Annotated in this window: 21 protein-coding genes; 13 read left to right on the forward strand and 8 right to left on the reverse strand. The window is 34.5% G+C overall.

The window, feature by feature from the left end:
* Positions 1-9 precede the first annotated feature (9 nt).
* Both BMX53_RS06060 and BMX53_RS06065 read left to right on the forward strand, forming a co-directional pair.
* Positions 10-933: a geranylgeranylglycerol-phosphate geranylgeranyltransferase gene (locus BMX53_RS06060; RefSeq protein WP_038984855.1), complete on the forward strand. Its 924-nt coding sequence runs from the start codon at positions 10-12 to the stop codon at positions 931-933.
* A 79-nt stretch (positions 934-1,012) separates the two neighbouring features.
* The gene (locus tag BMX53_RS06065; RefSeq protein WP_038984856.1) at positions 1,013-2,011 is read left to right on the forward strand and encodes a pseudouridine synthase; all 999 of its coding nucleotides are present in this window, start codon (positions 1,013-1,015) and stop codon (positions 2,009-2,011) included.
* Between the two features lie 47 nt (positions 2,012-2,058).
* Here BMX53_RS06065 and BMX53_RS06070 read toward each other — a convergent pair whose 3' ends face one another.
* The 3 genes from BMX53_RS06070 to BMX53_RS06080 all read right to left on the reverse strand — a co-directional run bounded on the left by BMX53_RS06070 (position 2,059) and on the right by BMX53_RS06080 (position 4,698).
* Complete coding sequence (locus BMX53_RS06070) at positions 2,059-2,481, reverse strand: energy transducer TonB (protein WP_074745112.1); 423 nt, start codon at positions 2,479-2,481, stop codon at positions 2,059-2,061.
* A 125-nt stretch (positions 2,482-2,606) separates the two neighbouring features.
* Complete coding sequence (locus tag BMX53_RS06075; protein WP_038984858.1) at positions 2,607-3,338, reverse strand: pirin family protein; 732 nt, start codon at positions 3,336-3,338, stop codon at positions 2,607-2,609.
* An 88-nt stretch (positions 3,339-3,426) separates the two neighbouring features.
* The gene (locus BMX53_RS06080; RefSeq protein ID WP_074745114.1) at positions 3,427-4,698 is read right to left on the reverse strand and encodes an acetyl-CoA hydrolase/transferase family protein; all 1,272 of its coding nucleotides are present in this window, start codon (positions 4,696-4,698) and stop codon (positions 3,427-3,429) included.
* Positions 4,699-4,840: 142 nt separating this feature from the next.
* Between BMX53_RS06080 and map the strand changes: the two genes are divergently transcribed.
* Both map and BMX53_RS06090 read left to right on the forward strand, forming a co-directional pair.
* On the forward strand, positions 4,841-5,659 hold the full coding sequence (gene map, locus BMX53_RS06085; RefSeq protein WP_038984860.1) for a type I methionyl aminopeptidase: 819 nt from the start codon (positions 4,841-4,843) through the stop codon (positions 5,657-5,659).
* A 16-nt stretch (positions 5,660-5,675) separates the two neighbouring features.
* On the forward strand, positions 5,676-6,443 hold the full coding sequence (locus tag BMX53_RS06090; RefSeq protein ID WP_074745116.1) for a class I SAM-dependent methyltransferase: 768 nt from the start codon (positions 5,676-5,678) through the stop codon (positions 6,441-6,443).
* Positions 6,444-7,120: 677 nt separating this feature from the next.
* Here the strand turns inward: BMX53_RS06090 and BMX53_RS06100 are convergent.
* Positions 7,121-8,143: an SseB family protein gene (locus tag BMX53_RS06100; protein ID WP_074745120.1), complete on the reverse strand. Its 1,023-nt coding sequence runs from the start codon at positions 8,141-8,143 to the stop codon at positions 7,121-7,123.
* A gap of 376 nt (positions 8,144-8,519) precedes the next feature.
* Entirely contained in the window at positions 8,520-9,638 is a 1,119-nt protein-coding gene (locus BMX53_RS06105; RefSeq protein WP_074745122.1) for a hypothetical protein, read from the reverse strand.
* A 154-nt stretch (positions 9,639-9,792) separates the two neighbouring features.
* Here BMX53_RS06105 and hxpB point away from each other — a divergent pair, with 154 nt between their 5' ends.
* The 6 genes from hxpB to BMX53_RS06135 all read left to right on the forward strand — a co-directional run bounded on the left by hxpB (position 9,793) and on the right by BMX53_RS06135 (position 17,242).
* The gene (hxpB, locus tag BMX53_RS06110; RefSeq protein ID WP_074745124.1) at positions 9,793-10,461 is read left to right on the forward strand and encodes a hexitol phosphatase HxpB; all 669 of its coding nucleotides are present in this window, start codon (positions 9,793-9,795) and stop codon (positions 10,459-10,461) included.
* A 38-nt stretch (positions 10,462-10,499) separates the two neighbouring features.
* Positions 10,500-11,750, forward strand: coding sequence for a type IX secretion system plug protein (locus BMX53_RS06115; protein ID WP_074745126.1), 1,251 nt, complete (start codon positions 10,500-10,502; stop codon positions 11,748-11,750).
* 57 nt (positions 11,751-11,807) lie between these two features.
* Positions 11,808-12,203: a Co2+/Mg2+ efflux protein ApaG gene (gene apaG, locus BMX53_RS06120; protein ID WP_038984867.1), complete on the forward strand. Its 396-nt coding sequence runs from the start codon at positions 11,808-11,810 to the stop codon at positions 12,201-12,203.
* 448 nt (positions 12,204-12,651) lie between these two features.
* The gene (pruA, locus tag BMX53_RS06125) at positions 12,652-14,277 is read left to right on the forward strand and encodes an L-glutamate gamma-semialdehyde dehydrogenase (protein ID WP_038984868.1); all 1,626 of its coding nucleotides are present in this window, start codon (positions 12,652-12,654) and stop codon (positions 14,275-14,277) included.
* A gap of 497 nt (positions 14,278-14,774) precedes the next feature.
* Positions 14,775-16,367, forward strand: coding sequence for a trimethylamine transporter TmaT (locus tag BMX53_RS06130; protein ID WP_074745128.1), 1,593 nt, complete (start codon positions 14,775-14,777; stop codon positions 16,365-16,367).
* A 2-nt stretch (positions 16,368-16,369) separates the two neighbouring features.
* A complete protein-coding gene (locus BMX53_RS06135; protein WP_074745130.1) occupies positions 16,370-17,242 on the forward strand; it encodes a universal stress protein in 873 nt (290 codons plus the stop codon).
* 35 nt (positions 17,243-17,277) lie between these two features.
* Here BMX53_RS06135 and rsmG read toward each other — a convergent pair whose 3' ends face one another.
* Positions 17,278-17,907: a 16S rRNA (guanine(527)-N(7))-methyltransferase RsmG gene (rsmG, locus tag BMX53_RS06140; RefSeq protein WP_038984871.1), complete on the reverse strand. Its 630-nt coding sequence runs from the start codon at positions 17,905-17,907 to the stop codon at positions 17,278-17,280.
* Between the two features lie 114 nt (positions 17,908-18,021).
* Between rsmG and BMX53_RS06145 the strand changes: the two genes are divergently transcribed.
* Both BMX53_RS06145 and BMX53_RS06150 read left to right on the forward strand, forming a co-directional pair.
* On the forward strand, positions 18,022-19,212 hold the full coding sequence (locus BMX53_RS06145) for a pyridoxal phosphate-dependent aminotransferase (RefSeq protein WP_038984872.1): 1,191 nt from the start codon (positions 18,022-18,024) through the stop codon (positions 19,210-19,212).
* Positions 19,213-19,293: 81 nt separating this feature from the next.
* Positions 19,294-19,872 carry a Crp/Fnr family transcriptional regulator gene (locus tag BMX53_RS06150; protein ID WP_038984873.1) on the forward strand — a complete coding sequence of 193 codons (579 nt, stop codon included), beginning with the start codon at positions 19,294-19,296 and terminating at the stop codon, positions 19,870-19,872.
* A 53-nt stretch (positions 19,873-19,925) separates the two neighbouring features.
* On the opposite strand, the gene gpmI is transcribed toward BMX53_RS06150, so the two are convergent.
* Positions 19,926-21,443, reverse strand: a complete 1,518-nt coding sequence (gene gpmI, locus BMX53_RS06155; RefSeq protein WP_074745132.1) for a 2,3-bisphosphoglycerate-independent phosphoglycerate mutase — start codon at positions 21,441-21,443, stop codon at positions 19,926-19,928.
* 193 nt (positions 21,444-21,636) lie between these two features.
* On the opposite strand from gpmI, the gene BMX53_RS06160 reads away from it, so the two are divergent.
* Positions 21,637-22,380: a murein L,D-transpeptidase catalytic domain family protein gene (locus BMX53_RS06160; protein ID WP_074745134.1), complete on the forward strand. Its 744-nt coding sequence runs from the start codon at positions 21,637-21,639 to the stop codon at positions 22,378-22,380.
* 68 nt (positions 22,381-22,448) lie between these two features.
* On the opposite strand, the gene BMX53_RS06165 is transcribed toward BMX53_RS06160, so the two are convergent.
* Positions 22,449-24,041 (reverse strand): L,D-transpeptidase family protein, encoded by a 1,593-nt coding sequence (locus BMX53_RS06165; RefSeq protein WP_083394387.1) that lies wholly within the window; start codon positions 24,039-24,041, stop codon positions 22,449-22,451.
* Positions 24,042-24,174 lie beyond the last annotated feature (133 nt).

Genomic DNA, 24,174 nt, shown 5'->3' on the forward strand with positions numbered 1-24,174 from the left:
ACAAGGGAAATGCTGTCTAGGAAAAATAAGTTGCTCTTAGCGAAGATATTTAGCTTGTTCTCAGTAGTGAGAGGTTATAACATTTTTATTATAGTATTGGCGCAATACTTAGCGTCTATATTTATCTTCGCTCCAGATATTAGAGCGTTAGATGTTGTTTTAGATTGGAAGTTGTTTCTAATCATCTTTGGGTCCTCATTAGCGATAGCAGGAGGATATATTATCAATAACTTTTATGATGCAGAGAAGGATTTAATTAATAGACCTATTAAGTCTATGTTAGATCGTTTAGTAAGTCAGACGACGAAGCTACGTGTGTATTTTGCACTTAACTTTTTGGCTGTAGGGATTGTATTCCCAGTGTCTTGGCATGCTTCATTATTCTTTTCTGCCTATATCTTTTTGTTGTGGTTTTATTCTCATAAGTTAAAGAAGTATCCTATCATTGGTAATCTTACAGCTTCATTATTAGCTATTTTACCTTTCTTTAGTATTCTGATGTACTTTAGATTCTATTATCCATCTATCTTTTTGCATGCAGCGTTCTTGTATTTGATCATCTTGATTAGAGAGTTGATAAAGGATATGGAGAATATTAAAGGAGACTTTGCTAATGATTATCAGACTATTCCTGTTCGCTTTGGAGAAGTAAGAGCTAAGCAATTAATCACTTTAGTAACATTGTTGACTCTGATACCTATCTTATTACTTTTAGAGAATAAGAATATTGGGTATATGGTGTATTATTTTTATTTGAGTGTGTTGGTTTTAGTATTGTTCTTGTATCGATTGTGGACATCTAAGACTGTAACGCAGTATCACAGTTTACATCTTAGCCTAAAAATATTGATATTATTAGGTGTTTTTTCTATTGTTTTGATAGATCCAGAGGTGCTAATAAATGGTAAGATACTAATAGAAGAAAAGTTGTAAGTCCTAAAAGTTGTGTAAACTTTTATAGTTATATAAATTAATGCATAGAATAAAACTATCTTTGCAAAAATCTTTTGATATGAATAACGGTAAGTCGAGTTCAGGAAATAATAAATCGAACCGCTCAGGAAGTAAGGGGGCAGCGGGTAAGAAGTCTTTTGGTTCTAGAGATGGAGCTAAGAAGTCGTATAGTGGAAATGACAGTAATAAGAAGTCTTTTGGTTCTAAAGATGGAGCTAAAAAGGCGTATAGTGGAAGTGATAATAATAAAAAACCTTTCGAATCTAAAGAGGGTAAAAAGCCTTTTGGTGCTAATACTGCTAAGAAGTATGATAGTAAACCAAGAGTGAAGAATACTCCGAAAGAAACTGATGAAATACGCTTAAATAAATATATTGGTAACTCTGGTGTTTGTTCTCGTCGTGAGGCAGATATCTATATAGTGTCTGGTAATGTAACTGTGAATGGAGTAGTGGTTACTGAGTTAGGATATAGAGTGAAGAAGACTGATGTGGTAAACTTTGACGGGACTGTTTTAACTCCTGAAAAACTTACTTATGTTTTGTTGAACAAACCAAAAGGGTTTGCAACTATCAATGAGCCTATAGTGTCTTCTGAGAATGTATTGAGCTTACTTAAAGGAGCATCTAAGTATCCTCTAGCTCCTATCGGACGTATGGATAAAACAACTATTGGATTAATGTTGTTTACAAATGATACTAACTTATTACAGAAGTTAAATTCAACAGACTCTCGTTCTTCTAAGTTGTACCATGTGTCTTTAGATAAGAATTTGAAATATGAAGATTTAGAGAAGGTTCAGAAAGGTGTTTATATCGATGAACGCCGTGTTTTTGTAGAAGAGGTATCTTATGTGGATGACCAACCTAAAACAGAAATAGGAATTAAATTAAAAGCATCTAACGTGAAATTAGTTAGAGCTATCTTCGAATCTCTTGGGTACAATGTTATTAAACTTGACCGTGTAATGTATGGTCAATTAACGAAATGGAACTTACCTAGAGGTAAATGGAGATTCTTAACTGATGAAGAGGTAAGAAACTTAAAGAATAGCTAATCTGATTTTAGATATACAAAAAGCTCGCTAGTGATAGCGAGCTTTTTTTATTTGGGAACATTTATGGTAAATGGCAATCTATGTAATGATTTAATCACTTTTTCTCCTTGCATAGCTGGTGTCCATTTCATCTTCTGGAGTATTGTGATTGCTTGTTTTCCAGCTATATCATTCATACAATTAGTAAGTGTAAAGTTGGTAAGTGAACCATCTGTTTCAACATTGAACTGCACAGTAAATGTTAGCTCTTTAGTACCTTCTGGTAAGTTAGGTATTTTGAATTCATTTAAGAATGCTTCATTGAATGCGGCTTTACCTTCAGGATAATGTGCCGCTACTGTCACAGGAGTGTTCGAGGTCTTTTTGCATTTACAGGTAGTGTCTTCTGTATTGTTTTTAGTACTGTGTTCTTGAGAGTAAGTATTTACAGTTATAAATAACAAAGTTAATACGGTTAGTACTTTTTTCATAGTTTGAATTTTCTATTAAAGGTACTTGTTTTTAGTTAGTTATATTTTTGAATGTTTGAATAGTGATATAAAAAAAGGTGAACAATTGTATTGTCCACCTTTGTAAGTTGTATTATATAATATTTTTATTGTAAGTAACTTGGTAATTCCATAGGTATTTCCATTACTAAAACTTGGCTATTCTCATTAGCTTTAATTGTAAAGCTCTCTTCTCCATCTATCCCTACAGCATCTCTTCTGTGTAAGATGTCTTCTCCTACAGTGATATCTCCTTCTAGTACGAATAAGAATACTCCGTTAGATTTGTCTTTTAGCTCATAAGTAAGTTCTTTACCTTGCTCTAAGTCAGTCATGTGAAACCAAGCATTCTGATGAATCCATACTCCTTTATCATCTGGATTAGGAGATAAGATTTGATCCCATTGATTGATTCTATCTTCTTTGTTTAGTTTTAACTGATCATAACGAGGTTTTACGTTCAACTTGTCAGGGAATATCCATATCTGTAAGAATTTACTTTCCTCGTTCTCATTTGGATTAAATTCACTGTGTTGAACACCTGTACCAGCACTCATTACCTGAATTTCGCCTTCGTTAATGATAGTTCCATTTCCCATACTATCTTTATGAGATAAGCTTCCTGATAATGGGATAGAGATAATCTCCATATTATCATGTGGATGAGTACCAAATCCCATACCTGCGGCTACATTGTCATCATTAAGTACACGTAGTACACCGAAGTGTATTCTATCGTTATTTCTGTAGTTAGCGAAGCTAAAAGTATGATGTGATTTTAACCATCCGTGATTAGCATATCCTCTACTGTCGGCTGTGTATATAATTCTTGTTTTCATGTCTCTAATGTTTTGTAGTACAAAGATATGACACGTAATGTCCTAACTCCCTTAATGTAGGTTAAGAAGTTCTTATAACACTAGTAGCCTATTTATTACGCGTGTTATCGAAGTACTCTCTTAAGATATCCTCTCTAAAATCTGGATGAGCAATATTAGCTAGAGCATGTACGCGATCTACAATTGACTTTCCTCTAAGATCAGCTACACCATATTCTGTAACGATGTATTGAGCATGAGCACGAGAAGTTACTACACCAGCACCTTTTTTTAAGAATGGAACAATCTTATTGCCTCCCTTTTTAGTTGTAGCAGACATGGCTATAATAGCTTTTCCACCTTGGCTTCTAGTAGCACCACGCATAAAGTCTACTTGTCCTCCCACACCAGAGTAAATATTAGCCCCTATAGAGTCAGCACATATCTGACCTGTAACATCAATCTCAACAGCAGAGTTGATGGCTATCATCTTTGGGTTTTGTTGAATGATAAAAGGATCATTTGTATATGAACACTCTCTTAGTTCAAAGAAAGGATTGTTATCTACATATTTATACAATTTCTCAGTACCTATAAGGAACGTAGAAATAGCTTTCCCATTAGATATAGTTTGTTGCGAACAGTCTAGCGCACCTGCCTCTATCAAGTCAATAACTCCGTCTGCAAACATCTCTGTGTGCAATCCTAAATGTTTGTGATTCTTTAGGCGTTGTAATACTGCTTCTGGTATAGAGCCTATCCCCATCTGTAAAGTACTACCATCCTCTATCATTTCGGCTATATATCCACCTATCTTATCTTCTACTTCTCCGAACTCAGCACTGTATTCTGTCAATAGAGGAGTGTGGTGTTCTACCAGTACATCTATCTGAGATATGTGTAATACAGCATCTCCAAAGGTTTTAGGCATATAGTTATTTACCTGTGCAATAACTAATTTAGCAGAGCGTATAGCTGCTGCTGCAGCTACTACAGAAGGCCCTAATGAACAGTATCCGTTTTCGTCAGGTGTAGAAACTTGAATTAGAGCAACATCTAGAGGCACTAATCCATTATCAAAAAGCGATGGAAGTTCACTTAGAAATACTGGAGTATAAGTACCATTGCCTTCTCGAATGGTATGTCTAACATTACCTCCCACAAAAAATGAGTTTACAAAAAAGCTCTCTTTATACTTCGGATCAGCATAAGGTGCATTACCTAAAGTATGGATGTGACAGAACTCTACATTTCTTAGTTCTGATGCTCTTGCAACTATTGCATCTATTAAATGATTAGGAGTACATGCTACTGCATGTAGATAGATACGGTCGCCAGACTTGATAAGCTTAGCAGCTTCTTGTGCTGTAGTATAATTCATTTGTTGTGTGTATTTCTTGGGTAAGACAATTTATTTCTTTAAAAGTACAGCATTAGTATATATAAGGCAAACAAAAAGTCTGTATAATCATTTTTTCATTGGTTGTAATAGTGTAATTTTGTAGGATATAAAATTTTAAGGTATGATAATTCCAAAAACTCTTGAAGAAATCGAGTTGATGAGACAGAGCGCATTGCTTGTTTCTAAAACATTAGGAATGATAGCTACAGAGCTAAAACCAGGAGTAACAACTTTAGAGCTTGATGCAAAAGCTGAAGAATTTATTAGAGATCACGGAGCAGTACCAGGATTTAAAGGCCTTTACGGTTGTCCTTCTACATTGTTGACAAGTGTGAATGATCAGATTGTACACGGATTACCTACAGATCGTCCTTTAGAAGAAGGAGATATCGTATCTGTGGATTGTGGTACAGTGATGAATGGATTTTATGGTGACCACGCTTACACATTCGAGATTGGTGATGTAGATCCAGCTACTAAGAAGTTATTACAGATTACAAAAGAATCTCTTTACGTAGGTATTAGAGAGTTCAGATTAGGAAATAGAGTAGAAGACGTAGGTAGTGCTATCCAACGTTACTGTGAGAAAGAAGGATATACTGTAGTACGAGAGCTAGTAGGTCACGGATTAGGACGTAAGATGCACGAAGATCCAGAAATGCCTAACTACGGTAAACCAGGTAATGGTAAACGCTTTGTAGAAGGTATGGTAGTCGCTATCGAACCTATGATTAACTTAGGTACTCGTAATATCAAACAACTTAATGATGGATGGACTATAGTTACACGCGATGGTAAGCCTTCAGCACACTTTGAGCACGATGTAGCATTAGTGAACGGTAAACCAGAATTACTATCTACTTACCAATATATCTATCAAGCATTAGGTATTACTAGCAACGAAGAAGATGAGTTTAGAGCTAAACCATTAGTTCTATAATTACTCAATTCTGTTGATGAAGAAGTTATTCAAAACAATATTGAACATAGTACCTCGACCGATATTAATTCGGTTGAGCTACGTTGTTCGACCTCTTATGGCATGGTACCTTAAGGGAGATACTTATACGGATCCTATAGACGGGAAGAGCTTTAAGACCTTCTTGCCTTATGGCTATGCTAAGCAGCGTCCTAATGTACTTTCTCCTAGTACCCTTTCACTAGAGAGACACCGCCTCCTATGGCTTTATCTTCAACGCGAAACAGACTTTTTTAGCTCACCTAAGAAAGTACTACACTTCGCACCCGAACAAGCTTTTTATAAACGCTTTAAGAAGCAGCCCAATTTAGATTATACTACTACAGACTTAGAATCACCTTTAGCAGACGTTAAAGCAGATATCTGTAATCTTCCTTTTGAGGATAATAGCTTTGATATGATATTGTGTAATCACGTATTAGAGCATATTCCTGATGATACTAAAGCAATGCATGAGCTTTACCGTATCCTTAAACCAGGAGGAATGGGGATATTTCAAATCCCACAAGATATGTCTCGTGCTGTTACTTTTCAAGATGATAGTATAACAGATCCTAAAGAACGTACTCTTATATTTGGTCAATACGATCACGTACGAGTATATGGACGTGATTATTTTGATAAACTTAGATCAATTGGTTTTACTGTAGTCGAAGAAGACTTTATCCATAAACTTACCCAAGAAGAAGTGATTAAGTACTGCCTAGCAGAAGGAGAGATTATACCTGTGTGTTATAAGCCTTAAGTGGTAATGAGGAATGAACAATGAGGAATGAACAATGAGGAATGAATAATGAGGAATGAATAATGACACACCGTATTTAATGTAGAGACGGCAATACATTGCGTCTACCATAAAGTATTTTTATCACACATCATAACGACTGTCTGGTATAAGTATGCGATATTGTGTTATATATTAAGTGGCTTATAATCTAAAAATACTTCTTACATTCTTATTCCAGTGTTTTTGTAGGAGTACAATAAATGTAAGTTCTAATGTAGAAATGATACCTCCCAAAAGAAATATATTTGCCAATCCATGTGTTGAATTTAAAAGTAACTCTGCTAAATAAAGAATCATACATATAGTCCAAGAGTAATTAAGTATTGTTTGTGGTAAATAAAAGTTATTGAACTTGAGATAGTTTATAGTAAATAGGAGTATTCGAAGTAGTATTAAGACAATAAGTATTTGGGTAATAAATACATTTTTGACTATAAATGTTGTTACTATTATAGGAAGCCAGCCGATAGTATTTATAAGACTATAGTATTTGTTTACGTTGATTGTTGGTATACATAATAATAGATTAAACAAGATTATTGTCACAAGTAGTGTATCATAGTATACTAGACTGTTTTTGAATAAGTATACCATGATAAATAAAAATATTACACTACATCTTGTTATAATTCCTTTCATGCGATCATATCCTCTATACTAGGTCTTTTTATTTTACCTGTTATCACGCTTTCTATCATAGACTTTATGTTCTGGTTAATAGGATCATTAGGCTCTATTAGTAACGCCTGGTTTATTAGAGCTAATGCTTCATCGTCTTTTTGAATTAGTATCAAGTTAGCAGCATGATTAGCCATTAAGGTATGGTCATCCGAAGCTCTTCTTAATGCTTCTTCAGAGTATGATACCGTCTTGTCTATATCATTAATATACATAGCCTCAATAGAAGCCTCTCTAGGTACATCGGGATTATCTAATTCTATAGAACACGCTTGTTCTAGCATATTTAATGCTTCTTGATGACGGTCCAATACTTGATAAGACTTAGCCATTAAGAACATACTTGGCCAGTGGTTTGGATATAGTTCTAATGCTTTTTTAAACCCATTGATTGAGTCTTCAAGACGTTTAATGTTATTATCGTCTAAACTATCCTCTTTCTCACCTCCTAGTATAATTAATCCTTCTTGGTCTTTTATTGCCTGGTTGTATAGCAAGTTGAATTGTTCTATATCTTGTTCGTCTATACTCTGATTATTTATACTATCATCTATTACACTGTAGATAGAGCCATCTAGTAAGTCTTTAATCTCTTCAGGGATTAGCACTTTACTATTCGGTGAATAAGGATTAAGTATTAATGTATTGCCTGATGTGAATTGAAATAAGTCTTGCGCTGTCAATGTTATGTAAGGCATACCTTCTTTCAGTTCTCCATTGTCATAAATTCTATCCAAAGAAGAGAATATTGGTATCATACCATTGTCGAATGTGATGATTTGTACTTTAGTATTTTCTCCTTCCGTTAGAGTATTAGTATCTCCGTGATGTAAAGCAATTAGTTCGCTAGCTAGTAGTTGCTGATAAAATGCTTTTAGAGCATTAGTATCTATATCTTTATTTAGAAGACATTTCTCTAGTTCATTTTCAGGAAATGTATTAGTACTCTTTTTCTTTTTGAATAGGTCAAATAATCCCATAGATTTAGTGTGTTAATTCCTTTTAGCTATCTATTCTAGATAGTGAAATATATAATGATAGAGTTGTTTTGGTAATAATAAATCAAACTTAATGAATTTTGATGTAAATGTGTTTGAGTATTTGAATAGATAGGTATATCTGAAAATAAACAATTCTAGAGAGTTTAAAGTCATTTAGGATAAATAATGAGGATCCACCGTATTTAATGTAGAGACGGCAATATATTGCGTCTACTGCAAAGTATATTCCACAACGACTGTCTGGTGTAAGTTCTTTATAACGGATATTTTATTTAAGAATTAAAACATTAATAGAAATTCCTCTTTTTTGATAATTTCATTGATCAGTGTAGTCATTGTTAGTACATGATTCTAATTAATAAAATACGTAGTTACCTTTTCCATCGGTTTTATACTTTGAGATATAATCCAACTTATAGTCTTGTAGGTCTTTGTATACACATTCAGCCACATCTATTTTTTTTAACCTTACCGTTTCATTAATTATAAGATCAGTTTTAAAAGACTCATTTTTACCAGGCTTGTGTATCATATTCTCACCTACTAAACTATAAATAGGGTGTCCTTTATACCAGAGAATTAGTTTAAGACAAACAAGAGTATTTTTTAATATATAAAATATTACATATAATACTAGTAATGAAAAAAGTGCGTAAGCACCTGCTTTAAATATAGCCAAGATGGTTATACCATCTCTATCTAGTTGAACAAAGTAAGGAATTAATACTCCGAAAAGCACAAGCATCAATATGATTTTTGACACAGTGTATTTTCCTACACTAGGAGCAATTATTTTTATTTTTATGCGGTTTATAGTTGTTAGTAAAATAAATGATAGGGCAGTTATCACTAATAAGTATTGTGGTATAAATACAAAGGGAATTATCATAAAGAATAGTAATCCATTGTAAGTAGTTTTGTTTTTTGGAATATAATAATATAGTAACCCCAGAATTATGATAGCTATTGCTAATATCAGCTTAGTCGTCAGGTCGAAAGGGTTTAGTCTGATGTGTAGTGGTGTATTGACACCATCATTTACTACTAGATATTTCTTACTTAAAAGTTCAGTGTCAAAAGTCAGATAATTACCATCATCATCTTTCATGAATGAGATGTTTATATTATCAGAAGTTGTAAGTTTTGGGAAGTTTATATCTTGTTGTTTGACGTTTTTTCCATTTTGATCCTCTAAGATAAAATAAAGTTTATATACAAGTTTCTCATTACTAAATATCGTTTTAGTTTTTCTTTCTTGTATCTTATAATTACCCAAATTAACCCATGGTTTGATGGAGATAGGCTGTCTAGAACGTTTAATTTTATTATAGAATAGTTTAGGAGAGAATGATTCATCATTAAGTATATTCTCTGTTTTATGATTATCTATAGTGTAGTAAAGGTCTATGCCGCTAATAAATAGTAGAATGCATGACAGTATTTTTACCCAAAGACTTGTTTTTAATGATTTCATAGCATGTTTAATGTCGTTCTAATTTACTAAAAAAATACTGTGATATACACTGTTTTCTGTTTAATCTGATTTCTTGTGATGTCTTAAACTAATTCTAAATAACCTTCGGTATCCGTGAGGTTATCCGTATCTTCGTATATATTTTTGACTGATTATGGAAGATAAGAAGATAACGACAGTACTTTTTGATATGGATGGAGTCTTGATTGACTCAGAAGGTTTTTGGCAACAAGCAGAAGAGGAAGTTTTTACCTCTATGGGGGCTACTTGGGATGAAGCGATAGCTATTCAAACACAGGGTAAAACAACAAGAGCAGTGACTGAGTTATGGTATAACCTTTATCCATGGGAAGGAAAGTCTATAGAAGAAGTAGAGCAAATGGTGATCGATAGAGTAGATGAATTAATTAGTACAGAAGGAGAAATAAAAGAAGGAGTAATTCAGACTTTAGAATTTTTAGAGGAACGTAATATCAAGATTGGATTAGCAACTAATTCGCCAGAATCTTTGATTGTTACTGTTTTAAAGCGTTTAGGTATTAAGAAGTACTTCCAGACTATCGTTTCTTCTGAACATGTTGAGCACGGTAAACCTGCACCAGATGTATATCTAAGAGCAGCACATAATCTAGGTAGTCAGCCTAGTGAGTGTCTAGTAGTAGAGGACTCTTTTACTGGTGTTACAGCAGGTAAGAATGCGAAGATGACGGTAGTGGCTATACCTGATGCTGAGCAGTATAATCAAGAGAGATTTGATATTGCTGATTTTAAATTGAATAGTATGATTTTTTTAAACGAAAAAATTGTACCTTTTTTGCAATAATAAGGTAAGAGTTTATTGTATCTATAAAAGTTGATATTATGCGAATTAAGGTTGTGTCTATTATTGTCTGTTTGTTGCTTGTCGTTTCGATGCGAGCACAGGCGCCTCAAAACTTCACTGCAGACTATATTAAGTCTGTTGGATTTATGAGTAATAATAGAGCTGTTAATCCATTCTTTCAACTAGGTGATAGCTTTACTTTACAGTTTGATGATTTATATGGCGATGACAGTGATTATTATTACCGCATTAAGGCATATAACTATGACTGGACTCCTTCTAAGCTTAGACCTATAGATTATATAGACGGATTAGACAGACAGCGTATATTGACGTATGAGAACTCGTTTAATACATTGCAGAATTATACTAATTATAAGCTGACTTTGCCTACTCCTCGTTATCGTATACTTAAGAGTGGTAATTATGTGTTAGAGATATATAATCAGGATGACGAAGTGATTATCAGACGCAAGTTTGTTCTTTATGAGAATGCAGTCAATGTACCTGTACAGATTAAGAGAGCACGTAACCTTGATTTCATTGAGACTAAGCAGAACGTAGAGTTTAGTGTATTACTAGGAGAGGCTGTGTATCAGAATCCAGTGCAGAATATTAAGGTAGCTATTTTTCAAAATGGTAGATGGGATTCGTTTATCACTGATATTAAGCCGCAGTATACGATGGGTAATGACCTAATCTATAAATATGATGAGCAGACACAGTTTTGGGCTAACAATCAGTTTTTAAACTTTGATAATAGTGATATAAAGCAAGTGACGAACATGATCGGTTCTATCACTAGAGATAACGGCATTTATAATACCTATTTATATACGCATGAGAGTCGTAAGAGTAAGGGATATACATATTTCCCAGATATTAATGGGAGTTTTTATCCACGTACGATAAATGGTCGTAATGCTGTGACAGAAGCAGAGTACAGTTGGGTTTATTTTAGTTTTAAACCAGAAGAAGACACACCAACAGGGCTAGATTATTACGTTACAGGGATGTTTAATGACTATGCATTAATCCCTGCTAATAAGATGAATTATAACGAAGAGAAAGGGTACTATGAACAGACGATGTTAGTCAAACAAGGTTTTACTAACTTTAACTATACCGCTGTTTATAAGGGAGTGGTAAGTCCAGACTTAGCACCTGATGGCAACTTTGCGATGACTACTAATCGATATCAAGTAATCGTATATTACAGAGGTAATAGCGATCTATATGATAGAGCGATAGGGATTGGGGAAGGAAATGCAGAGAATATAGTGTACTAATGTGTACAGTATAAAGAAACGAGGATCAATGTGTGTTTTAGTAAGTAAAATAACAAGATGGAAAAGATGATTTCACAAACGACAAAGGGAGTAAAAGTAACAGTAAAGACAGAATACGAGGGCAACTTTTTTAAAACTAAGAAGGTGAGCTACGCGTTCTCTTATACCATTACGATAGAAAATGTATCAGATCATTATGTACAAGTTAAGGGTCGTTTTTGGGAAATATATGATTCACTAAATAGTGCTAAAGTAGTACATGGTGAAGGAGTAGTGGGTGAACAGCCTATTATAGAGCCAGGTTCTAAGTACACGTATAGTAGTGGCTGTGTTCTTAACTCTCCATTAGGAGGAATGAAAGGGTTTTATGAAGTGATGAATATGAGTACGAATAGATTTTTTAATGTAGAAATCCCTTCTTTTAAACTTTCGGCACCATTTGTGCTAAACTAATAATAGTAAGTTTTCGCTTTCATAGAGCGATATTTATATTTGAGATTTTAGAGAAAGCCTATCACAGTTGTGGTAGGCTTTTTTGCGTTTATTGTTAATTATGAGTAAGTCAGAATTGGGATGGTTGACTGTTGGTAGGTATGTGATAGACTTTTTTGTCTTTATTCCAGAAACATTCTAGAGTAGTTTGGAATTTGAGTCATCGGGTAGTGGTCTAGTAATTTAGGACTAAAATTACTTGATAACTACCCTATTATTATCTCATCACAATTTTATGGCCTAAATATCAGTGTTTTGATAAGTTAGTTTGGTTTTTTATAGATCTGTTATTCAGGTTTTTGTATATATTGAAACGTTGGATTTAACTAAAAGGTAAAAACGGCTTTCAATTTTTTTCTTTATATTTGTAGAACATACATTTAGAAACTACATAAATTATAAGCGTAATATGTCAAAAGGATTCTATCAAGTTCCGACTGCGTTCAATGAGCCAGTTAAGTCTTATGCACCAGGAACAAAAGAAAGAGAATTGACTTTGAACTCGTTCAAAGAGCAATACAACACAACAGTTGATATTCCATTATACATTGGTGGAGAAGAAATCAGAACAGGAAATACAAAAGATTTATTCCCTCCATTTGATCACAAACATAAATTAGGTGTTTACCACGAAGCGGATAAAGCATTAGTAGAGAAAGCTATCGCTACTGCATTAGAAGCAAGAAAAAAATGGGCTGCAATGCCATGGGAACACAGAGCATCTATCTTCTTAAAAGCTGCTGAATTATTAGCTGGTCCTTACCGTGCTAAGATTAATGCTGCTACAATGATCGCTCAAGCAAAAACATTACACCAAGCTGAGATTGACTCTGCATGTGAGTTTATTGACTTCTTACGTTTTAACGTGGAGTACATGACTCAAATCTACTCTGAGCAACCTGCTTCTGTAGATGGTGTATGGAACAGATTAGAGCACCGTCCGTTAGAAGGATTCATCTACGCGATTACTCCATTTAACTTTACGGCTATTTCTGGTAACTTACCTTCTGCTCCAGCTATGATGGGTAACGTAGTAGTATGGAAACCTGCTGCAACTCAAATTTACTCTGCTAGAGTAATCGTTGAGGTGTTTAAAGCTGCTGGTTTACCTGATGGTGTTATTAACGTAGTATATGGTAACTCTGGAATGATTACTGATACATTATTAGACAGTGCTGATTTCGCAGGTATCCACTTTACTGGATCTACAGGTGTATTTAACAGCATGTGGGCTCAAATCGGTCAAAATATTAATAAATACAAAACTTACCCTCGTATCGTAGGTGAAACTGGTGGTAAAGACTTCGTATTAGCTCACCCTACAGCTTGTCCAAAAGAGGTAGCTGTAGCGTTAACTAGAGGTGCTTTCGAATACCAAGGTCAGAAGTGTTCTGCTGCTTCTAGAGCTTATGTTCCTGCTTCATTATGGAATCAAGTGAAAGAGTACATGACTGCTGATTTAGCAACTATCAAAATGGGAACTCCAGAAGATCCTACTAACTATGTATCTTCTGTTATCACTGAAGCTTCTTTTGACAAATTAGCAAAAGCTATTGATCAAGCGAAAGCTGACGCTGATGCTGAGGTAATCTTAGGTGGTAAATATGATAAGTCTGTAGGTTACTTTATCGAACCAACAGTTATCTTAACTACTAATCCAAAGTACACTACTATGGAAACTGAGTTATTCGGACCTGTATTAACTATCTACGTTTACGAAGACGCTAAATGGGCTGAGACTCTTAAATTAGTTGATGAAACTTCTATCTATGCATTGACAGGAGCTATCTTCTCTGGATGCCGTTACGCTATCGCTGAGGCTACTGAAGCATTAGTTAACTGTGCTGGTAACTTCTATATCAATGATAAACCAACAGGTGCTGTAGTAGGTCAACAACCATTCGGTGGAGCTAGAGCTTCTGGTACTAACGATAAAGCAGGTTCTATCCTTAACTTACTTCGTTGGGTATCTCCAAGAACGATTAAAGAAACTTTCGTTCCTGCAACTGACTATAAATATCCTTTCTTAGGATAGTCAATTATATAAGAAAGGCGGTTGCAAAAGTGCTAACCGCCTTTTCTTTTATCACTAGAATTCAATTCAGTGCTTTTTATTGGGGATGTATTACCAGATATGGAGTGATGTTATATACGTACTCAGGTGATACTACTAAGTAAGAATACACTATCTATTTTGCTTTTATCTTTTTTCAACGTCAGAAAAAAGTCCCTTTTTATTAGGATCGTTTTTGAAGAGATTACTTTGGGATAAGTGCTTATCAAGACGACTGAGTAAAAATATACATCTATTTTGCTTTTATTATTTTTCGATTGCTGAAAAATGATCCTTTTTTATTCTTAAAGTGCTGGGTTATAATTATTAATTAGGCCTAGATTTTAATCTAATCAAATCTTTAGTCTACCGCTTAGGTCACTCTTAGAGTAGGACTTGCTATGTCTTATAGTGATGTGAGAAGGTGTGTACTATCAGATGATATTAGTTAGATCTGGGTTGTAACAAAAATATAACTCATGTTTAAAAAATTACTTGAAAATAGACAATTGGTGATTAATCCACCTGTCTTTATTACCTCTATTTTATTAATAGTAGCATTAATACTTACTTGCGTTCTTTTTCCTGAAAAAGTAGGTGAGTGGTTTCCTGCTGCTCAGTTAGCTGTAACCTCTAACTTTGGATGGTTCTTTGTTCTAACAGTAAATGTGATTTTGATATTCGCTATATATCTTGCTTTTAGTAAGTTTGGTAAGATACGGTTAGGAGGAGATGATGCTGAACCAGAATTTACTAAGATGTCTTGGTTTGCCATGCTCTTTAGTACAGGTATGGGGATTGGTATTATGTTCTTTAGTATTGCAGAGCCAGTGTCCCATTTCTTTAATACTCCTCGTCCTGTAGATAGCGATATAGAATCTGCTGTACAGGCTATGCAGTTCACTAGTCTTCACTGGGGACTACACGCATGGGGTATTTATGCTATGGTAGGGTTAGCATTAGCTTTCTTTGGGTTTAATCGAAAACTACCTATGACATTCAGATCACTATTCTACCCATTTTGGGGTGAGAAGATACACGGCTGGTGGGGACATATCATAGACATTCTATCTGCGTTAGCTACTGTATTTGGTTTATCTACTTCGTTAGGATTAGGAGTGATACAGATTACAGCAGGATTAGAATATCTGTATGGATGGGATATTACTCTTGGAATGCAGGCAGGTATTATCTTATTTGTAATTAGTATTGCTACAATCTCAGTATTCTCAGGATTAGATAAAGGGGTAAAGCTGCTGAGTAATGCGAATATGTATATCGCAGCTAGCTTTATGTTATTGATATTTATATTAGGGCCGACACTGTTTATTATGAAAGGGTATGTAGAGAATACAGGTGCATATCTAGCTAACTTTATAGATATAAGTACATGGAACGATACTTATTTAGGATCAGGTTGGCAGAATGTATGGACTATATTCTACTGGGCATGGTGGATAGCATGGTCTCCTTTTGTAGGGAGTTTCATTGCACGTATATCTAAAGGGCGTACCGTTAAGGAGTTTGTGTTAGGTGTATTAATTGTTCCTGGGCTAATCACACTACTGTGGATGAACGTATTCGGAGGAAGTGCTTTACATACGATATTATCTGGAGATGTGACGATGATTGCAGCTGTGAAGGCTGATGTATCTACTGCTTTATTCGTATTCTTAGAGAACTTTCCATTTACAAAGTTTCTATCTATCGTAGCGATAGTGTTGATATTCTCCTTCTTTATTACATCGTCTGACTCTGGTTCTTTGGTAGTAGATAATATTACTTCAGGTAGTAATGGAGAGTCACCAGTATGGCAGAGAGTATTTTGGTCTTTTGCTCAAGGGATTATCGCTATCGTATTGTTATGGGGTGGAGGATTAGATGCTCTACAGACAGCAGTGATTATCACTGGACTTCCTTTTGCAGTAATACTCTTGGTGATGTGTTATAGTTTGCAAAAAGGATTGAAGGAGGAGTTGACTAAGACTACCAAAAAAGCTAAGTCAAAACAAGAGAAGAGCTATAAGGAGATTATAGCAGAGTTATTAGAAGAAGAACCTCAAAACAAGTAATTATGGAAATGAACAAGAAACTAGATATTTTAGTAGGATTAGACTTGTCTATAATGGATCAGTTCTTACTGAAGTATATGCAAGTGTTAGATCAGATATTAGATATAAATAAAGCGACTTACATACATAACCTAAAGTTAGGGGAGTTACCTAAAGAGCTTATGCAGCCTGAGAGTATCTCTCGTATTAAGGAGAGAATAGAGAACAAGCTAACTCAATATTTACATTTAGCAGGTGTAAGTTATGACTTTGAAGTTATTGTAACTGTAGAGGGATATACTGAGCTAGCTTTTATGAACTTAGCTAAAAAAGCTACTTATGATTTATTAGTACTTGGTAATAAGCAAGAGTTAGAAGGTACTGGGGCGCTTAGTGATAAGCTCGTACGTATATTCCCATCGTCTATACTGTTAGTGCCTGATACTTTTAATGTACCTATTACGACTATCATTGATGCGATTGACTTCTCTAAGTATACGACTGCAATTATGAGTTGGGCTGATCGCTTTAAGAATAATTCGAAAGGACAGCGAATAGAGCATTCAGCTGTTTATGTGTCTAAGTCTTATCTAGGATCTTATCCTACGATGACCACAAGAGAGTTAGAACGTGTAACGCGTGAGGATATAAAAGAGAAACAGGACAAGTGGAATAAGCGTTATGCTAATTATTCTGATATAGATATCGTACCTGCAGGTGAACGAAATGTATCTGCTTCGTTAATCGAGTATGCGAGAAGTAAGGAGGCAGATCTGCTAATATTAGGTGTGAAGGGAACCACTGGATTTAAAGAGATATTCTTAGGAAGTGTAGCGAATCACTTACTACATCGTCCGACGAATACTTGTCTACTATTCGTAAAGCATAGTAAATAAAACAATAAAGGCTGTCTTCTCAGACAGCCTTTATATTATCCTTTATATTTAAGAGGTAGATAAACTACTTTTTTTGTTTCAAAGAATTCATCAGAGAAGATATTCGCTAAGTCAAATTGTACTGCCTTAGGGAAGTCTTTTAGTTCTTCTGTTAGGTCACCACCTTTTAGATATAAAATACCATTCTCAAACTCGTGAATGTTCTCTTTCTTCGTTTTATGTCTAATCCATTCTACGAAGTCAGGCATATTAGTAACGGCTCTACTTACAATGAAGTCAAACTTCTCGTTTATAGTTTCTGCACGTTTCTGTTCAGCTTTTACATTCTTAAGACCAAGTGCATTCACTACTTCGTTTACTACTCTTATCTTCTTAGCGATGATATCGATTAAGTAAAAGTTAGTCTCAGGATATAATATAGCCAATGGTACACCTGGAAAACCTCCACCTGTTCCTACATCTAGTATTGATGCACCAGGTAAAAATTCCATCACCTTAGCTATTCCTAATGAGTGTAATACGTGTTTAGTGTATAACTCATGTATGTCCTTACGCGAAATAACGTTGATTTTAGCATTCCAATCCGTATATACTTCTTCCAATTTCTCAAATTGAGCAATTTGTTCAGGAGTTAAATCAGGGAAATATTTTAAGATTTCTTCCATGTCGTAAATTTTGACAAAAGTAGGCTTTTTCTTGTTAATAAATAAAAGATAACACGGATTAATAGAGATATAATAATTACCTTTGGTGATAAGTTCCATTAAAATCGCAAAGAGATGAGCAATCAATTTCTATCAGATAGAATAAATAGTCTAACTACTTCACAGACATTAGCAATGGCTGCGAAGGCAAGAGAGTTAAAAGAACAAGGCGTAGACGTGATTAGTTTAAGTCTAGGTGAGCCAGATTTTAATGCTCCAGAGTTTATTAAAGAAGCTGCTATTCAGGCTATAAAAGATAACTATAGCAAGTATCCTCCTGTGGATGGGTATAAAGAATTAAAAGAAGCTATTAGCCATAAGTTTAAAAGAGATAATAATCTAAATTATGCTCCTAGTCAGATTGTAGTATCTACTGGGGCTAAACAGTCATTATATAACGTGGCTCACGTAATGATTAATCCTGGTGATGAGGTGGTAATTCCTGCTCCATACTGGGTAAGTTATGCAGAGATTGTGAAGATGGCTGAAGGAACTCCTGTAGAAGTACCAACTAGTATAGAGAGTGATTTTAAAATTACTCCAGAACAACTAGAGGCTGCTATTACTCCTAAAACGAAGATGATTTGGTTCTGTTCTCCTTGTAATCCAAGTGGATCAGTATATAGCAAAGAAGAGTTTGAGGCAATAGCTAAAGTATTAGAGAAATATCCTAATATCTTCATCTTATCAGATGAGATATATGAACATATTAACTTCACTGGTAATCACTGTAGTATTGGTACTATTGGTAATCTGATAGACCGTACAATCACTGTGAATGGTATCGCTAAGGCATTTGCGATGACAGGTTACCGTATAGGATATATTGGTGCTCCTGAGTTTATCGCTAAAGCATGTACTAAGATGCAAGGACAGGTAACTTCTGGAGCTAATAGTATTGCACAACGTGCTACTATTACTGCAGTAGAAGCAGATCCAAGTGTATTAAAGGATATGGTATCTGCATTTAAAAACAGAAGAGACTTAGTAGTTGGGTTATTAAGAGAAATACCTGGTGTGAAGATTAATGTACCTGAAGGAGCATTCTATGTGTTCCCTGATATGTCTTCTTTCTTTGGTAAAACTCTTCAAGGAGTAAAGATTGATAATGCAGATGACTTATCTATGTATTTATTAGAGAAAGCTCACGTAGCTACTGTAACTGGTGTTGCGTTTGGTAATCCTGACTGTATTCGTATGTCGTATGCGACTAGTGAAGATCAACTAAAAGAAGCTTTTAGAAGAATTAAAGAAGCATTAGCATAGTTTTATGATATTAAAAGAGCCCTCATGTAGGGCTCTTTTTAGTTTATTGTTTATTTTTATACTTTAATAAAAGATTATCAAGTGGACTTATTATTACAGAGCATCGCTAAACACGTTACATTGACTAAAGAAGAACAACAGATTGTCTTGGATTCTTTTACAGTAACTCGTTATCCTGCTAAGACTAAATTGCTTAGTGCAGGTGAAGTATGTATTAACTCTACATTCGTATTATCAGGTATATTGCGTAACTATTGTCTAGATGATCAGGCTGTAGATCATACAGTAAGCTTTGCTGCTCAAGGATGGTGGATTGCAGATATGTATAGTTTCTTATCTCAGAAACCAGGTAATTCGTTTATAGAAGTAGTGGAGGATGCTATAGTGATGACGATGAGTAGAGATCATCAGTTAGCTCTGTTTGATAGAGTACCTAGAGTAGAACGTTACTTTAGAGTATTGATCGAGCGTTCGTTAGTAGCTAATCAACAACGTCTAATGGATAACTTGACCCTACCTGCTGAAGAACGTTATACACGCTTTTTAGAGCGTTTCCCTGAGATTAAGTATTGTCTACCGCAAAAACAGATTGCGTCTTATCTAGGTGTTACTCCTGAGTTTTTTAGTAAGATGAAGAAAAAGATGCTTACAGGTAAGTAAGTATTTGTAAAACTATAAATAAAAAAGCCACTCATTGAGTGGCTTTTCTTATGTTATACTAGAGAATATCTAGTCATTGCTTCTGGTTGAGGTATACCGATCATTTTAAGAATCGTAGGAGCTAAGTCTCCTAATACTCCGTGCTTTACTTCTTTAATATCATTATCTACAATGATGATTGGTACAGGATTAGTAGTATGAGCTGTATTAGGTGTACCGTCTTCATTAATCATCACTTCACAGTTACCATGGTCAGCTAATACAATAGTCGTATATCCGTTATCAAGTGCTGTAGTGATCACTTCTTTCACACATTGGTCTACTGCCTCACACGCTTTAATAGCTGCTTCCATTACTCCTGTATGTCCTACCATATCTCCGTTAGCGAAGTTAAGGCATACGAAGTCAACTTCTCCTTTTTTAAGTTCTGGGATAAGAGCATCTTTTAGATCATAAGCACTCATCTCTGGTTTAAGGTCATAAGTAGCTACTTTTGGCGATGGACATAAGATACGTTGCTCACCTTCGAATGGTAATTCTCTACCTCCTGAGAAGAAGAACGTCACGTGTGGATATTTCTCAGTCTCTGCGATACGGATTTGTTTCTTACCGTGTTGTTCTAATACTTCACCTAGAGTGTTGTTTAGATTCTCTTTGTCATAAACTACGTGTACATTTTTAAATGTATTGTCATAGTTTGTTAAAGTCACAAAGTACAAGTCTAGTTTTTTCATGTCTTGTTCTGGGTGATCTTCTTGAGACAATACATGAGTAAGCTCACGTCCTCTATCTGTACGGAAGTTAAAGAAGATTACTACATCGTCTTTTTCTATATTACCGATAGGTTTATCATTAGCATCTACCATTACGATAGGATCGATAAACTCATCTGTGATATTATTAGCATAGCTAGCTTCGATACTCTTAATAGCATCTGTAGAGTGTGTACCAGCTCCGTTTACTAATAAGTGGTATGCCTTAGCTACACGTTCCCAACGCTTATCCCTATCCATTGCATAGTATCTACCAACGATAGAAGCAAGTTTAGCTGGAGTATTATTGATTTTATCTTCTAATTGTTGTACGTGTTTTAAACCTGATTTAGGATCTACGTCACGTCCATCTGTGAATGCGTGTATAAAGATATCAGAAAGACCTGCTGCAGTAGCTGCATTTACTAATCCGTAAAGGTGTTGTTCATGTGAGTGTACTCCACCATCAGATAAAAGTCCTAAGAAGTGAACTTTCTTATTGTTTTGCTTTGCATAAGCAAAAGCATCTTTTAGAGCAGGTTCATTAGCGATAGAGTTATCTTCTACAGCCATATTTATCTTCACTAAATCTTGGTAAACTATTCTACCAGCACCAAGGTTCATGTGTCCTACTTCAGAATTTCCCATTTGTCCTTTAGGCAGTCCTACATTAAGACCGTCTGTTAGTACGTAGGTATTTGGGTATTTTGTGTATAAACTGTCTATAAATGGAGTATTAGCATGTTCTATAGCTGATACTTTAGGATCTTGAGTTTGTCCCCAACCATCTAAAATCATTAAGATTACTTTCTTATTCATAATAGTGACGTTTAAAATATGTTTTAGTTGTGATATACAAATTTACATATACTTCTATAAAGTTAACTCATTTGAATACTGAAATAATAGGACATATTTCCTTAAATGGTGAAATTTACTTGCTCAGTATAATATTTTTTTTAATTTTACGTTTTCGTAGAAGAGATTTATAGACTTAAAATGAGATGGTTATATGAAACAAAAGAATTTTTATTGGTTATTTGCCTCGGTGGCTTTTTTTGGAAATGTAGTAGGAAGTAATACTTTACCAATGTCGAATGAATATAGTAGTATAGTAGAAAAAGTTGCAAATAATGCAGTAGATTCTGAAGAAAGCAGTTTTGAAAGCACTGCGAAAAGTTTATACTCAAGCTTAGAATTAAATCACTATAATGCACCAGCAAGAGCTGTATTTACAGCAGCGCTAAAAGGGTATTATAAGTTGTTAGAAACAGGAAAAATTAAGAATGAAAAGTTAACTATTGTTGACTTTAGTTTATCATCTGCTAAACCTCGTTTATGGGTGATTGATATGAAAGATAATTCTATTTTACTACAGTCATTAGTGGCTCATGGTAAGAAGACTGGAGAGGAGTATGCTACGACATTCTCTAATAAGGTTAATTCTCATATGAGTAGTTTAGGATTTTATACAACAGGTGAGACTTACAATGGAAGAAATGGGTTTTCTCTTAGATTAGATGGATTAGAAGCAGGAATTAATGATAAGGCAAGAGAAAGAGCTATTGTGATTCATGGTGCTGATTACGCTTCTCCAGATTTAGTAAGAGCACAAGGGAAGTTAGGACGTAGCTACGGATGTCCAGCTGTGCCGATGGAGGTAAATGATGATCTTATAGATATGATTAAAGATAAATCATTATTGTTTATTTATTACCCAAGTAGCCAATACGAATTAAAGTCTAAAATAGTATAAGACTAGTTTATAAATAAAAGAGAACGCCCATTAGATTAGTCTAATGGGCGTTCTCTTTTATTATCTATCTATTGTAGTTTCTTATATAAGTCACTGTCGTAAGCATAAACATCGCCGTAGATAGTTGGCTTTCCTTTAGCATCTACTTGTATCGTCCAGTACAGCTGGTGTATACCAATAGGTTCTTTGTTAGTAGATATATTCTTAGTGTTTTGAGAGTCTAATATTTTCTTGATTTCTTCTTGTGAGATCTCATTTTCTTGAATATCAAAGATAAACTGAGCTAAATCAAAAGGATCTTCTACTCGTATACATCCAGAACTTAGATTTCTCTGTGCTCTACCAAAGTTCGATTTATTAGTCGTGTCGTGTAGATAAACAGCATGATTGTTGTCAAACATGAACTTAATACGACCTAATGTATTACCAACTCCAGCCTTCTGTACATATCGGTATGATGAAGCTTTACTAGAATCCCAGTTCTCTGGAGCTACTACTTTACCTGTACTTTTCTCATAGATAGTAAATCTAGCATTAGAGAAGTAACTTAGGTTAGCTGATGCTTTAGGTGTTAAGTCATTTTTTAAGATAGTAGGTGGTACTGTCCAAGTAGGGTTGATTACAACTGTTTTTAATACTGAAGTAAGAATAGGTGTTTTACGTGAGTTCTTTCCTACGATTACTTTATGTTGTTTGATTGTGTTATGGTCTTTGACAGCTACTAAACTAAAATCTGCAATATTAACTAAGATATAGTCTTTACCTAAGTCTCTAGGAAACCATCTCCATCTTTCTAGATTGACTACTAACTTTTCTTTGATAGTATTCTCTTCTTTTATGATAGCATCTAACGTCTTTTTATCTACTACACCATTCTCAACTAGCTTACTGTTCTTTTGGACTTTCTTAATAGCAGTGATAACTCCTTCATTGTTGATAAAGTCTACTGGTAAATCAGCAGAATAGTAGTTAAGAAATTTCAAGTGTTTCTTGATGTTAACTAGCTCTGGGATAGTATCATTTACTTTATGTGCTTTTGCTGTAAATGTTTTTAGACTGTCTTTGTTTACTGTATAGTAATCAGATAGCTTATTTTTCAAATGAGCATACATGACGTTAGGTGTTCTAAGACTGTCAAAAGATTCATTGATACTTTCTCTGTCTAATGCTAAAAGCATAGTCGCAGCAGTATTAAGTTCTTTTGGGAACATATCCCAATCATTGTACAACTTACGAGGGTTTAAAACGCCATTATACAAATCATTACTAGCATTGTAATAAGCTTTAGTAAATGCAAAGTCTGCTTCCACTTTATCTTTCTCTGATAAGGTAGCATAGTTTGCGTGATAGTTGTGAATTTCTTTAGTATTGTACTTTTTGTTATTAATACCGTCTAGATATGCTTCGTCTAGAGCTTTTAATAACTGCTCTCTATTTGAGCTTTTACTCCATCCTACTTGATACATGTTCTCGATATAGAACTTCTGAATATCTTTAGGAAGTTTAGTTACAGATAAGGTATCCACTAGGAGTAGATTCTCGTCTTCTAGAGCAGCAACCTCAATACTGTCATTTAAGATCAATGTCTGAGCAAATGAGTTAAACTTCTTACAAGAAGTAAGAGCAAGTATACTCATTAAACTGAATATCAGTTGTTTCATTGTTTGGCAATTTTAAGACAAATTTAATGTTTTGGTGTGAATAATTCGCATTTTATTATAAAATTCTTTTATACCTATATTTCTATAAGAGTTGTATCTGGACTAGGAAGTAAGTTAAAAGTGGACTAGTAGT

The organism is Myroides marinus, from assembly GCF_900109075.1.
GTDB lineage: Bacteria > Bacteroidota > Bacteroidia > Flavobacteriales > Flavobacteriaceae > Flavobacterium > Flavobacterium marinum_A.